Annotated in this window: 10 protein-coding genes; 5 read left to right on the forward strand and 5 right to left on the reverse strand. The window is 38.0% G+C overall.

Features of this window, described 5'->3' with window-relative positions; translation table 11 throughout:
• Positions 1-46: 46 nt before the first annotated feature.
• Together ACWPKD_RS03140 and ACWPKD_RS03145 are read right to left on the reverse strand one after the other, a co-directional pair.
• Positions 47-1,087, reverse strand: a complete 1,041-nt coding sequence (locus ACWPKD_RS03140) for a PLP-dependent cysteine synthase family protein (RefSeq protein WP_455411220.1) — start codon at positions 1,085-1,087, stop codon at positions 47-49.
• 81 nt (positions 1,088-1,168) lie between these two features.
• Entirely contained in the window at positions 1,169-3,229 is a 2,061-nt protein-coding gene (locus ACWPKD_RS03145; protein ID WP_455411221.1) for a S9 family peptidase, read from the reverse strand.
• A gap of 144 nt (positions 3,230-3,373) precedes the next feature.
• On the opposite strand from ACWPKD_RS03145, the gene ACWPKD_RS03150 reads away from it, so the two are divergent.
• Together ACWPKD_RS03150 and ACWPKD_RS03155 are read left to right on the forward strand one after the other, a co-directional pair.
• A complete protein-coding gene (locus ACWPKD_RS03150) occupies positions 3,374-3,697 on the forward strand; it encodes a YbaB/EbfC family nucleoid-associated protein (RefSeq protein ID WP_455411222.1) in 324 nt (107 codons plus the stop codon).
• A 263-nt stretch (positions 3,698-3,960) separates the two neighbouring features.
• Positions 3,961-5,655 (forward strand): RluA family pseudouridine synthase, encoded by a 1,695-nt coding sequence (locus ACWPKD_RS03155; RefSeq protein WP_455411223.1) that lies wholly within the window; start codon positions 3,961-3,963, stop codon positions 5,653-5,655.
• Here the strand turns inward: ACWPKD_RS03155 and ACWPKD_RS03160 are convergent.
• Positions 5,652-6,677 carry a threonine aldolase family protein gene (locus ACWPKD_RS03160; protein WP_455411224.1) on the reverse strand — a complete coding sequence of 342 codons (1,026 nt, stop codon included), beginning with the start codon at positions 6,675-6,677 and terminating at the stop codon, positions 5,652-5,654. The two genes, ACWPKD_RS03155 and ACWPKD_RS03160, sit on opposite strands and share 4 nt — an antisense overlap.
• Before the next feature lie 48 nt (positions 6,678-6,725).
• Here ACWPKD_RS03160 and prfB point away from each other — a divergent pair.
• Positions 6,726-7,824 (forward strand): peptide chain release factor 2 gene (prfB, locus tag ACWPKD_RS03165; protein ID WP_455411225.1). Its coding sequence is split into 2 segments (ribosomal slippage): positions 6,726-6,788 and positions 6,790-7,824, totalling 1,098 coding nucleotides; the frame shifts between segments, so codons are not numbered across the junction.
• A 31-nt stretch (positions 7,825-7,855) separates the two neighbouring features.
• The gene (locus ACWPKD_RS03170; protein ID WP_455411226.1) at positions 7,856-9,103 is read left to right on the forward strand and encodes a hypothetical protein; all 1,248 of its coding nucleotides are present in this window, start codon (positions 7,856-7,858) and stop codon (positions 9,101-9,103) included.
• A 66-nt stretch (positions 9,104-9,169) separates the two neighbouring features.
• On the opposite strand, the gene ACWPKD_RS03175 is transcribed toward ACWPKD_RS03170, so the two are convergent.
• Together ACWPKD_RS03175 and ACWPKD_RS03180 are read right to left on the reverse strand one after the other, a co-directional pair.
• Positions 9,170-10,612 (reverse strand): anion permease, encoded by a 1,443-nt coding sequence (locus ACWPKD_RS03175; RefSeq protein WP_455411227.1) that lies wholly within the window; start codon positions 10,610-10,612, stop codon positions 9,170-9,172.
• A 12-nt stretch (positions 10,613-10,624) separates the two neighbouring features.
• Entirely contained in the window at positions 10,625-11,269 is a 645-nt protein-coding gene (locus ACWPKD_RS03180) for a DUF47 domain-containing protein (RefSeq protein ID WP_455411228.1), read from the reverse strand.
• A 182-nt stretch (positions 11,270-11,451) separates the two neighbouring features.
• Here ACWPKD_RS03180 and ACWPKD_RS03185 point away from each other — a divergent pair, with 182 nt between their 5' ends.
• A complete protein-coding gene (locus ACWPKD_RS03185; protein WP_455411229.1) occupies positions 11,452-13,095 on the forward strand; it encodes an acyl-CoA carboxylase subunit beta in 1,644 nt (547 codons plus the stop codon).
• Positions 13,096-13,117 lie beyond the last annotated feature (22 nt).

The raw sequence follows: 13,117 nt of genomic DNA on the forward strand, positions 1-13,117 counted from the left end.
CTCGTTTTAGAACAAGATGGAGTTTTTTATATCTGCAATTCAATATTTACTTTATGAATTCAATTTTCTGAGCTTCTTCAGCATTGATACTGTCAAAGAATCCTTGCTCGTTCATCCACTCATCACTGAATACTTTACTCATGTAACGTGATCCGTGATCCGGGAAGATAACTACAACATTGCTGTTTTCGTTAAACTCTCCTTCTTCTGCAAACTGCTTGATAGCCTGCATAGCAGCTCCGGATGTATAACCAACGAATAAACCTTCTTTCTTAGCAATTTCTCTTGCTGTATGAGCACTTTCTTCGTCTGTTACCTTGGTAAATTTATCGATGGAATCGAAATCTGTGGCCGTAGGAATAAGATTCTTCCCTAAACCTTCAATTCTGTAAGGATAGATTTCTTCGTTGTCGAACTCTCTTGTTTCGTGATATTTTTTCAATACCGAACCAAAAGCGTCAACTCCCAAAATTCTGACTGCTGGATTTTGCTCTTTTAGATAACGGGCCGTTCCGGAAATAGTTCCACCGGTTCCGCTACAAGCGATAAAATGCGTGATTCTACCATTGGTTTGTTCCCAGATCTCAGGGCCAGTGGTTTTATAATGTGCATCAACATTCAATTCATTGAAATATTGATTGATGTAAACAGAACCTTTAGTTTCCTCGTGCAAGCGTTTTGCAACGTTATAATACGAACGCGGATCATCTGCAGATACGTGAGCAGGACAAACATAAACTTTTGCTCCCATAGCACGCAACATATCGATTTTATCTTTCGAAGATTTTGAACTAACTGCAAGTACACAATCGTAGCCTTTAATAATGCTTACCATTGCCAAGCTGAAACCTGTATTGCCGGAAGTGGTTTCAATGATAGTATCTCCCGGTTTAAGAATCCCTCTTTTTTCAGCTTCTTCTATAATATAAAGAGCAATTCTGTCTTTTGTGGAATGTCCCGGATTAAAGGCCTCTACTTTTGCATAGAAATTTCCTTTTAGTCCTTCGGTTATCGTATTTAGTTTTATTAGGGGTGTATTTCCTATTAATTCCAATACGTTATTATAGGCTTTTATTTCTTCTTTCATAAAAAATAAATTACTCAATATGTGAATATAAACATTTTTAGGTATACTCACAACCTTGCAAATGTATAAAAAAAACTTTATCTACTTTTTAATTCCTTCTAAATCTAATAAAAAAGTATATTCTTTTGTCACTTCCTTAATAGCTTCAAATCGACCGGAAGCCCCGCCATGTCCGGTGTCCATGTTAATATCCAAAAACAACTGGCTGTTCCCTTCTTTCATGGTTCTTAATTTAGCAACCCACTTGGCAGGTTCCCAATATTGTACCTGTGAATCATGCAAACCTGTCGTAACCAACAAATTAGGGTATTTTTGTTTTTTTACGTTATCATAAGGGGAATACGATAACATATAGTCATAATATTTTTTATCGTTCGGATTTCCCCATTCGTCATACTCACCTGTGGTCAGCGGAATGGAATCGTCCAACATGGTCGTAACCACATCCACAAACGGAACCTGTGCTATCACTCCATTGTACAATTCAGGCGCCATATTGATAATTGCTCCCATTAACAATCCTCCGGCAGAACCTCCTTCAGCATATAAATGATTCGCGGACGTATATTTCTGATCGATTACATATTTAGAACAATCAATAAAATCCGTAAACGTGTTTTTCTTTTTCAGTAACTTCCCGTTATCATACCATTCACGGCCTAAATCTTCTCCACCACGAATATGGGCAATTCCGTAAACGAAACCTCTGTCCAATAAGCTCAGACGGATTGATGAAAAATAAGGATCCATGGACGAACCGTAAGAACCGTAAGCATATAAAAGGAAGGGATTTTTACCGTCTTTCTTGATTCCTTTGCGGTATACAATCGAGATCGGCACTTTGGTTCCGTCTTTTGCAGTAGCCCAAACGCGCTCTTCCGTATAATTGTTTTTGTCAAATTTACCGCCAAGGACTTCCTGTTCTTTCAAAATCGTTTTCTCCTTGGTTCTCATATTGAAATCGATTACCGAAGAAGGTGTCGCCATCGACTGATAGTTATAGCGTAAGATTTCCGTATCGAAATCAACATTGGTAGTCGTATAAGCTGTATAAGTTTCAATTTCAAATGGCAGGTAATATTCGCCTTTTCCGCTCCAAGGCATGATTCGAATTTTATTCAAACCATCGTTGCGTTCCTCCACTACCAAATAATCCTTGAAAATTTCAATTCCTTCTACCAGCGTTTCTTTTCTGTGTGGGATTAAATCTGTCCAATTCTCTTTTGAAGTGGCTGTTTCAGACGTTTTCATCACTTTGAAATTGGTCGCCTTGTCTTTATTAGTTACCACATAAAAACTGTCTCCGAAATGCGAAATATTGTATTCTAAACCTCTGGTTCTCTTCTGGAAAACACGGAATTGTCCGTCCGGATTGTTAGCTTCAAGGATCTGGTATTCCGTTGTCATGGTACTATTCGAACCAATTACCAGATATTTTTTTGATTTTTCTTTATAAATGTATACTGAAAATGTATCGTCTTTTTCATTATAAACCAATGTATCATCCTTTGCTTCCGAACCCAATTTATGCTTGTAGATTTTTTCAGAACGCAAGGTTACCAAATCTTTTCGGGTGTAAAACAACGTTTTGTTATCCGCCGCCCAAGTGGATCCGCCGGTTGTTTTTTCAAGTTTCACCGGAAGGATTTCGCCGGTTTCCAGGTTTTTGATCTGAATAGTGTATTCTCTTCTTGAAACCATATCCACACCAAAAGCACACCATTTGTTGTCTTCACTGACATTTAATCCGCCCAACTGGAAATATGCATGTCCTTTTGCCATTTCGTTACAGTCAAACATGATTTCCTCTTTTGCCTCCAAGCTTCCTTTTTTACGGGCGTAAATCGGATAATCTTTTCCTTTTTCGTAGCGGGTGATATAATAATAACCGTTATAAAGATACGGTACCGAACTGTCATCTTCCTTAATTCTAGACTTCATCTCCTCAAACAAATCCTTCTGGAACTGCTTGGTATGAGCCGTCATTGCATTATAATATTCGTTCTCTTTATTAAGATAATCAATTACTTCCGGGTTTTCCCTTTCATTTAACCAATAATAGTTATCGGTTCTTATATTCCCGTGTTTCTCCAGTTTTTTGGTTTTTACCGCCGCAACGGGAGGAGTAATTTTATTTGTCATTTTTGGTGAATTATTTTGCGCATTTGAGCCTGCAAAAATAAGGCAAACACAACTTAAAAGAAATTGTTTTTTCATTATTTATGATAGTATTATCTCTGGGCAATTTACTAATTTTGCCAAGGATTAACCATTAATTTTATTAACATGTTTGGAGATATTATGGGCATGATGGGCAAACTTAAAGAAACCCAGCAAAAAATTGAAGAAACAAAAAAAAGATTAGACACGGTTTTAATAGACGAACAAAGTAATGACGGGCTTTTAAAAGTAACTTTAACGGCTAACCGAAAAGTAAAAAGTATCACTATTGATGATAGTTTATTAGAAGACAAAGAGCAGTTGGAAGATTATTTGGTGCTAGTTATGAACAAAGCCATCGAAAAAGCCACCAATGTAAACGAAGCCGAATTAGGAGCCGTAGCAAAAGAAGGAATGCCGAGTATTCCGGGTATGGATATGTTTAAATAAAAAACAAAGGCTGTTTTTCAACAGCCTTTATACCCCAATTTTAAAAAATAAACTTCAGTTCAGAATAAACTCTTGTGTTGCTCAATTCTTTACTGCATTATACAAAAAAAATTAACTTTAGTAGTAGTCCTTCAGTTATTTTGTGCCGCAAATCAAACAATAAAAGCCATAACTTCCCAAATTCATAACAACTTTTTTATTTATCTGGGACATAAGCGATATATTCAGGGACGAACGCGAAGTTTTTTAACTATTGATTAACAATGAGTCATAATAAAATACATAAACATTTCATTTCTTTTAAGGAAAATACTGATAAATTCAGCTTTCCCGAAAGGTTTACTTTCCCTTTTTATTATGAACCTCACCCGTTGGCACTTTTAGCAGCAAAAGAATTGCAACAGCATCTCGAGAATCAAAAGGAATGGGAGCATAACTTTGGTTTAGAGGAAAATCAGGAAGGTTTGGTCATCGGGAAAATGTTTGGAGTGTTAGTGGTCCGGAATTCAGCTAATGAGCTTGGCTATTTGGCGGCTTTTTCAGGAAAACTGGCTGGGCAGAATCATCATTCATTATTTGTTCCACCGGTTTTTGACATGCTTACGGAAGACGGTTTTTTCAAGAAAGAAGAAGAAATCCTCAATCAGATCAATGCTGAAATTGAAACCCTTGAAAAAAGCACTGATTACATTGCCTTAGAAAAGCAATTTGCCGAAGAAACACAAACTTTCAATGTTGAATTGGAAGATTACAAGAAAAGAATAAAAGCCTCCAAAAAGGAAAGAAAAGCCCAACGGGAAAAAGCCATTTCAGAAGGAATTGATTCCGAAGCAATGGATATTTTACTTGAAGAACTCCGAAAAGAAAGCCTAAAACAGGCTTATTTCTTAAAAGATTTCACCCGCCAGTGGGAAGTCCGTTTAGAAGCGACTCAAGAAAAAGTTGCTGTTTTCAGCAACAGAATCACCTTTCTGAAAGAAGACCGTAAAAACAAATCCAATGCGTTACAGCAACAGCTTTTCGAACAATACAATTTTCTGAATGCAAACAATCAGACGAAAAGTTTATTCGACATTTTTAAAAACACGGTTCAGGGAAAACCGCCTGCAGCTGCCGGAGAATGTGCCGCACCAAAGTTATTGCATTACGCCTATCAACAGCAACTGGAGCCTGTATGCATGGCCGAATTCTGGTGGGGACAATCGCCTAAATCGGAAATTCGAAAACACGGCCACTTCTACCCTGCCTGCCGTGGAAAATGCGAACCAATTTTAGGCCATATGCTGGAAGGTTTAAAAGTGGATGACAATCCGATGCTTGTAAACCCCGCTGATGGTGTCGAACTCGAAACCGTTTATGAAGACGATTTTCTGGTAATCGTAAACAAACCCGCAGAGTTTTTATCGGTTCCGGGCATCAGCATTACCGATTCCGTTTACGAGCGTATGAAACTAAAATATCCGAATGCAACCGGCCCGTTAATTGTTCACAGGCTTGACATGTCGACTTCCGGATTGATGGTAATTGCAAAAGATAAAGACACGCATAAAATCCTTCAAAGTCAATTCATAAAGCGAACTGTAAAAAAACGTTATGCTGCTTTACTTAATGGATTAGTTCAACTTAATGAAGGTGAAATTGATTTGCCTTTACGCGTAGATTTAGAAGACCGCCCGCGTCAGTTGGTTTGCTATGAATACGGAAAACCGGCTAAAACACAATGGAAAGTCATTTCCCAAAACAACAACCAAACTAAAATCCATTTCTGGCCAATAACAGGACGCACGCATCAATTGCGCGTTCATGCTTCTCATTCTTTAGGATTGAATTGCCCGATTGTAGGCGATGATTTATATGGAACCAAAGCCGATCGTTTACACCTTCACGCCGAATGGATTGAATTCAAGCATCCGGCCACCAGGGAAATGGTTACTTTTGAAGTTCCAGCGGAATTTTAGAGTTCTATTTTCTGTAACGCTTCCATCACGTAATCGTGCATCACCTGCTTGTAATCCAGATGTGTAACAATACGTAATTTGCCTCTTCCCATAGAACTGATAAAGATATTTTTCTGCTTCAATTTTTCCATTAACTGATTTTCATCAAATTGTGGTTTTACGGAGAAAATAAGAATATTGGTTTCAATCGGTTCCACTTTATCCACCCAATATAACTGTTGAAGGAGAGCTCCTAATTCCTTAGCCCTGCGGTGATCTTCTTCCAATCTTCCGACATTATGCTGCAAAGCGTATAATCCGGCTGCAGCCAAATAACCAATCTGACGCATTCCGCCTCCTAATACTTTACGGATTCTTAAGGCTCTGTGAATGGTTTCTTTATCTCCTAAAAGCAAAGAACCAACCGGCGCTCCCATTCCTTTAGAAAAACAAACCGAAATCGTGTCGAACAATTCCCCATATTGTTTCGGATGCTGACGTTTGGCCACCAAAGCGTTCCACAAACGGGCGCCGTCTAAATGGTATTTCAGATTATTATCGGTACAAACCTGTTTTATTCTTTTTAATTCTTCGATATCGTAACAAGCACCTCCACCTTTATTGGTAGTATTTTCAATACAAACCAAAGAAGTTTTCGGATTGTGATAAAATTCAGGATCTGTTAAATGTTCCTCAACTTGCAATGAAGTAATCATTCCTCTGTTTCCATCCACTAACGAACAGGAAACGCCACTATTGAAAGAGGCTCCCCCTGCTTCATATAAATAAACATGTGCCCATTTGTCACAAATCAACTGGTCGCCCGGCTGCGTATGAAGTTTAATTGCGGCCTGGTTAGCCATAGTTCCCGACGGAAAAAATAAGGCTGCTTCCATTCCGAATAAATCGGCTACGGTTTCCTCAAACTCCACAGCTGTAGGATCTTGCCTGTAAACATCATCACCTACTTTGGCACGAAACATATACTGTAACATTTCAGGGGTTGGTTTGGTAACCGTATCGCTAACTAAATTAATTTCCATATTCTTGAAAGGAATGTCTATTTTTGTGGCTATAAAATTATACTTTTTATGGTAAATACCGAACAGATTAAGGATATTATTGAGCGCCTTGGTGCGTTAAGGAGGTATCTTTGACGTTGATAAGAAACTTATCGAGATAACTAACGAGGAAGAAAAAACATTCGCTCCTGACTTTTGGAACAATGCAAAAGAAGCCGAAATCATTGTACGAAACCTGCGATCAAAGAAAAAGTGGGTGGAAGATTATGAAAAAGGTAACAACATGGCCGAAGAACTTCAGATTATTTATGAGTTTTTCAGGGAAGGCGAAGCTACTGAAGACGAACTCGACCAGCAATATCACAACACCATTTTACATATCGAGAATCTGGAATTCAAAAACATGCTATCCGATGAAGGAGACAGCATGAGTGCCGTATTACAGATTACAGCCGGAGCCGGAGGAACAGAAAGCTGCGACTGGGCTTCCATGCTGATGCGAATGTATTTAATGTGGGGTGAAAAGCAAGGTTATAAAATCAAAGAACTGAACTTTCAGGAAGGCGATGTAGCCGGAATTAAAACCGTAACCCTTGAATTTGAAGGCGATTATGCTTTCGGTTATCTGAAAGGTGAAAACGGCGTACATCGATTGGTACGTATTTCTCCTTTTGACAGTAATGCGAAACGCCATACCTCGTTTGCTTCCGTTTATGTGTATCCGTTAGTTGATGATACTATTGAAATTGAAATCAATCCGGCGGATATTGAAATTACAACTTCCCGTTCCAGTGGAGCCGGCGGACAGAATGTTAATAAGGTGGAAACCAAAGTTCAGTTGTTTCACAAACCAACCGGGATTCAGATTCAGTGTTCGGAAACGCGTTCCCAGCAAGATAACAGAACCAGAGCTATGCAAATGCTACGTTCCCAATTATACGAAATCGAACTGAAAAAACAATTGGAGCAACGTGCCGATATCGAAGCCGGTAAGATGAAAATCGAATGGGGATCCCAAATCCGTAACTATGTAATGCATCCGTACAAATTAATCAAAGATGTACGAACCAGTTACGAAACCAGCGATGTAGACGGCGTGATGAACGGAAACCTTGACGAATTCCTGAAAGCCTATCTGATGATGATGGGACAAAAAGAAGACGAATAAAATTATTATTATTATTGATATTTTAAACACAATGAAGAATAAACTTTACCTACTACTTTTATTAATTCTTACTAATTTAACTTATGCCCAAAACAACTTTGAAAAAGGGTATTATATAGATAACGGTGGCAATAAAATTGAAGGCTATATTAAAAATCTTGATTGGGCCTACAACCCTGTTTCTTTTGAATTCAAAACAACAGAAGCTGAAATTGCCAAAACACTTACGATTAATTTTGTTACGGAATTTTCCATTGAAGATGTCTGTAAATATATCAGAGTTGATATTGATATTGAAAGATCGAATACGGATAATGTCACTTTATCTAAAGAACCAAAATTTTCAAACGAACGTCTGTTTTTAAGAGAGATTGTTTCCGGCAAAGCTATGCTTTACAAATATGTAGACTCTAGTATAACAAGATATTTTTTCTCTGTAGACAACAGTCCTATCAAGCAATTACTTAATATTCCATATTATGCCGATAAAGAAACATTAAAGAACAACCCTTTCATGTTACCGGGAAGCATCATTCACAGTGAAACTTACAAAAGACAACTTTGGATGTCTGTAAAAAATGAGAAGACAACTCAAAAAAGAGTAGAGAAATTAACTTATAGCGAAGACAGTTTAGAACCCTATTTTAAAGAATACAATGGGGCTACCAATGAAGGAACTGATAAAGAAAAAAAAGCATCTTACAGAAAGAACAACTATACTTTTAACATAAAAGGTGGAGCCATTTTTAATAGCTCAAAAATAGATTTCCACAGAAAATCCGGATCAGTTAATCAAAATTTCAATTTTAAGGACAATAATTTTACTTTGGGAGTTGAGTTTGAATTAATTTTCCCTTTTAACAACAAAAAATGGGCTTTAATTTTAGAACCAAGTTTTCACAATTTTAAAGATGAGACTGAATACAATGATGGCATCGTAACAACAAAATATACCGCCGACGTTAGATATGTTGAAATTCCTTTTGGATTCAGACATTATTTTTTCCTGAACGATAACTCAAAAATTTTCGCAAACGTAATAGCTTCAGTAAGGGACTTTAGTCCAAAAAGTCAAGTAGCGGCACGTGAAATTAAATCAAGTAACTTTTTCCCTGGAATTGGATTCGGTTATAACTATAAAAAAGCATCTTGTGAGTTTCGATATTACTTTAATAACAATATGGCTCCACACAGTATTTACACTACTAATGCTTCTAATTTTCATTTGGCATTGAGATATGAGGTACTCTCAACAAAAAAGAAAGAATTAAAAAATTAAGAAGAAGAAAATAAAAAAAATCCCGATGCAAAACATCGGGATTTTTTATGTCATGAAAAAAATATCTTAAACAAATAACTTCATTAAGTAATAGATAAGACTCGCGATAAGAGCGGATACAGGAATCGTAAGGATCCATGCCCATAACAAGCTGATCGTTACCCCCCAACGAACCGCACTTAAACGTTTCGTGGCTCCTACTCCAATAATCGAACCTGTAATGGTGTGCGTAGTGGAAACCGGAATACCCATATTGGAAACCGTGAATAAGGTCAAAGCTCCGGCAGTTTCAGCACAAACACCTTCAAGCGGTGTCACTTTTGTGATTTTGGTACCCATTGTTTTAACAATTTTCCATCCTCCCATCAAAGTTCCCAAACCAATCATTAAGTAACAGGAGAAAGCAATCCACCAAGGCATTGAATCAGAGTGAACTTTAGTCTTGATTTTATTTCCTTCTTTCAACTTTCCGTCAACAAGATAATCGTTGAACTGAGCAGCATCTTTATAAGCAGGATTGATTTTTTTATCGAAGAAAATCGCTTCTTTGGAATCTGCATCATATACATCTTTACCTTTCATGTAGACAAACATCTTGTCTCCATTGGCATGTTCCGGTTTGAATTTTTCTTTTTTACCTTCCGGGGAAGTAAATTCAATTTGCATTACTTCAGAAACCGTTAAGAATTCCGGAATACTGCTTTCTTTTCCTTCTTCTCTGTTGATGTTTGCAAAAACCATGCACGCTGCACAGATGATACCCATTACTTTTTGGGAATCAGCACCACCGTGACCTAATGAAAAGGCTGCAGAAGAAAGTAACTGTAACTTCTTATACATATTGGATTCTTTCATGGCAGTCTGGGATTTCCCGTGTACCGCGTAATACCATATGTAAGTAAGAATCATGATTCCCATCATTACTGCAACAATCCACATCATGATAGGTTTAACATCCATGTATTCGACCATATATTGCATCAAATACAAGATACCTAAGGTAATCAGAATCATTACTCCCACCTTTTTGAAACCATTCCTAATAATGGTTATGAGAGTAAAAATATAGGCTATCACACCTCCAATTATCGGCGCTAAAAAGATAAATCCGACAACTTTCCAGATCTCTGCGCTGTTCACTACATCAAAACCAGCATGGGCAATAGCAGCTCCAGCAAAACCTCCAATTAAAGTATGTGAAGAAGATGAAGGGATTCCCAACCACCAGGTAAGTAAGTTCCAGATCGTTGCAGCTATAAGTCCTGCCAGGATAACCCATAAATCAATCGCTCCGTTATCAACGGTTTTTGCTACAGTGTTACCAACACTCATATCAAAAACCCAGAAAGCGACTACGTTAAAAAATGCTGCCCAAATTACTGCCTGTCCGGGAGTAAGAACTTTTGTGGACACAACTGTAGCAATTGAATTTGCCGCATCGTGAAAACCATTTACCAAATCAAATAATAAGGCAATGATTATGATTATAATTAATACCGTAAAATCCATGTATTACTAAATTTAAGAGTGTTTAACTGCAACTGCCTCAAGCGTTTTGGCCACTACTTTACATTTGTCTGTTGCAGTTTCCAAAGAAGACAACACCTCTTTATATTTAATAATATTTTTGGCATCGGTTTCGTTTTCGAAAATATCGGCTACAGCCTTGTCAAAAACTGAATCGGATTTGCTTTCCAATTTGTTGATACGTTTAACGGCGTCCATGATGTTTTTCATGTTCTTCATATCTTTTAGCTCAGTCACACCTTGTTTGATCTGCTGACAAGCCTCAAGATTGATTTCCGTTAATTTTCTGATGGATTTTGTAATTTTTTCTACCTGATACAAACGCATTCTGCTTGATGCACCGTGAATGTTGTTAGCAACATCGTCGATAGCAGTAATTAAAGCGTGGATATCTTCACGGTCAAATGGTGTGATGAAGTTTCTGCTTAATTCCAAGTTTGTTTTATGCGTGATTTCTTCGATATTCGCTTCAAGCTCTTCGATTTTCTTATAGTAGTTTTCTCTTTCTCCTTTTGGAGCGTTAACTGCCTCGTGAAGTGTTTCTGCTAAAGCAATCAAGTCTGAAGAAGCTTGTTCGAATAATGGAAAGAACTTTTTATCTTTCGGTACAAAAAATTGGAAAATACTGTTTAATGACATAGTTTGGTTATTTATTCGGTGCAAAAGTATCTTTGCAATGTTAAGTTAATGTTAAGCCAACAATAATTCAAGTTTAATATTTGCTTAAAAAAACGTGTGGGAAGAGTATTTCAAAGTATCAAAAGGTTTTGTATTTTAGCCAACCAAAATTAGAACTTTACAGCTAAACCAACAACATAACCATGGACTTAAACTTCAACAAAAACGAAGACCACAACAAACTTTTACTTTCCGATTTAAAACAGCGATTGGCCAAAGTGAAACTCGGAGGCGGCGAAAAAAGAATCGCAAAACTGCATGCCGAAGGAAAAATGACGGCACGTGAGCGCATTGAATATTTATTGGACAAAGGCTCAAAAAGTATCGAAATCGGAGCCTTCGTTGGTGAAGGAATGTACAAGGAACACGGTGGATGTCCTTCCGGAGGTGTAGTGGTAAAAGTGGGGTATGTCAATGGAAAACAATGTGTTGTAGTTGCTAACGACGCTACCGTAAAAGCCGGAGCCTGGTTCCCCATTACAGCCAAAAAGAATCTTCGTGCGCAGGAAATTGCGATGGAGAACAGACTTCCGATTATCTACTTAGTGGATTCCGCCGGTGTATATCTGCCAATGCAGGACGAAATTTTCCCGGACAAAGAACACTTCGGACGTATTTTCCGAAACAACGCTATCATGAGCAGCATGGGCATTACACAAATTGCTGCGGTTATGGGAAGTTGTGTAGCCGGAGGTGCTTACTTACCTATTATGAGTGATGAAGCGCTTATTGTTGATAAAACCGGAAGTATTTTCCTTGCCGGAAGTTACTTGGTTAAAGCCGCCATCGGTGAATCTATAGATAATGAAACTTTGGGAGGTGCAACCACACATTGTGAAATTTCAGGTGTAACCGATTACAAAGCAAAAGACGACAAAGATGCTCTGGGCACTATCCGAAATATTGTTGGAAAAATAGGTGATTACGAAAAAGCCGGTTTCAACAGAATCAAAGCGGAAAAACCAGCATTGGATGAAAACGAAATCTTCGGGATTTTACCAAAATCAAGAGCCGAACAATACGATATGATGGAAATCATCAAACGTTTGGTAGACAATTCAGAAGTAGATGAATACAAAGCCGGTTACGGTCAATCCATTATTACTGCCTATGCCAGAATTGACGGTTGGGCAGTTGGTATCGTAGCTAATCAGAGAAAAATTGTTAAAACAACAGGTTCCAAAACCAAACCGAGTGAAATGCAGTTTGGTGGAGTAATCTATTCGGATTCAGCGGATAAAGCCACGCGTTTTATTGCTAACTGTAACCAGAAGAAAATTCCTTTGGTGTTTGTACACGACGTTACCGGTTTCATGGTAGGTTCAAAATCCGAACATGGCGGTATCATTAAAGACGGTGCTAAAATGGTAAATGCGGTGTCCAATTCGGTTGTGCCTAAATTTACTGTTGTTGTAGGTAACTCCTACGGTGCCGGAAATTATGCGATGTGTGGAAAAGCGTACGATCCGCGTTTGATTTTCGCATGGCCATCTGCAGAATTAGCGGTAATGGGCGGTGCTCAGGCAGCCAAAGTTTTATTACAGATCGAAGAATCTTCCATGAAAGCCCGTGGTGAGGAAATCACCCCTGAAAAAGAAGAAGAACTATTCAACAAAATTAAATCAAGATACGACGAGCAGGTTTCCCCATACTATGCGGCATCCCGTTTATGGACTGACGCCATCATCGATCCTTTAGACACCAGAAAATGGATTTCCATGGGAATTGAGGCGGCTGACCACGCTCCTATCCAGAAGCCTTTTAATTTGGGTGTAATTCAAGTTTAATATTCACATTAACCAAACCTCA

It is taken from the genome of Flavobacterium pedocola, from assembly GCF_053764385.1.

Excerpts from the sequence above, each read along its gene's own strand:
- ACWPKD_RS03180 (WP_455411228.1), bottom strand. The coding sequence starts at position 11,269 with ATGTCATTAAACAGTATTTTCCAATTTTTTGTACCGAAAGATAAAAAG.
- ACWPKD_RS03140 (WP_455411220.1), bottom strand. The coding sequence starts at position 1,087 with ATGAAAGAAGAAATAAAAGCCTATAATAACGTATTGGAATTAATAGGA.
- ACWPKD_RS03145 (WP_455411221.1), bottom strand. The coding sequence starts at position 3,229 with ATGACAAATAAAATTACTCCTCCCGTTGCGGCGGTAAAAACCAAAAAA.
- ACWPKD_RS03155 (WP_455411223.1), top strand. The coding sequence starts at position 3,961 with ATGAGTCATAATAAAATACATAAACATTTCATTTCTTTTAAGGAAAAT.
- ACWPKD_RS03160 (WP_455411224.1), bottom strand. The coding sequence starts at position 6,677 with ATGGAAATTAATTTAGTTAGCGATACGGTTACCAAACCAACCCCTGAA.
- ACWPKD_RS03175 (WP_455411227.1), bottom strand. The coding sequence starts at position 10,612 with ATGGATTTTACGGTATTAATTATAATCATAATCATTGCCTTATTATTT.
- ACWPKD_RS03170 (WP_455411226.1), top strand. The coding sequence starts at position 7,856 with ATGAAGAATAAACTTTACCTACTACTTTTATTAATTCTTACTAATTTA.
- ACWPKD_RS03150 (WP_455411222.1), top strand. The coding sequence starts at position 3,374 with ATGTTTGGAGATATTATGGGCATGATGGGCAAACTTAAAGAAACCCAG.
- ACWPKD_RS03185 (WP_455411229.1), top strand. The coding sequence starts at position 11,452 with ATGGACTTAAACTTCAACAAAAACGAAGACCACAACAAACTTTTACTT.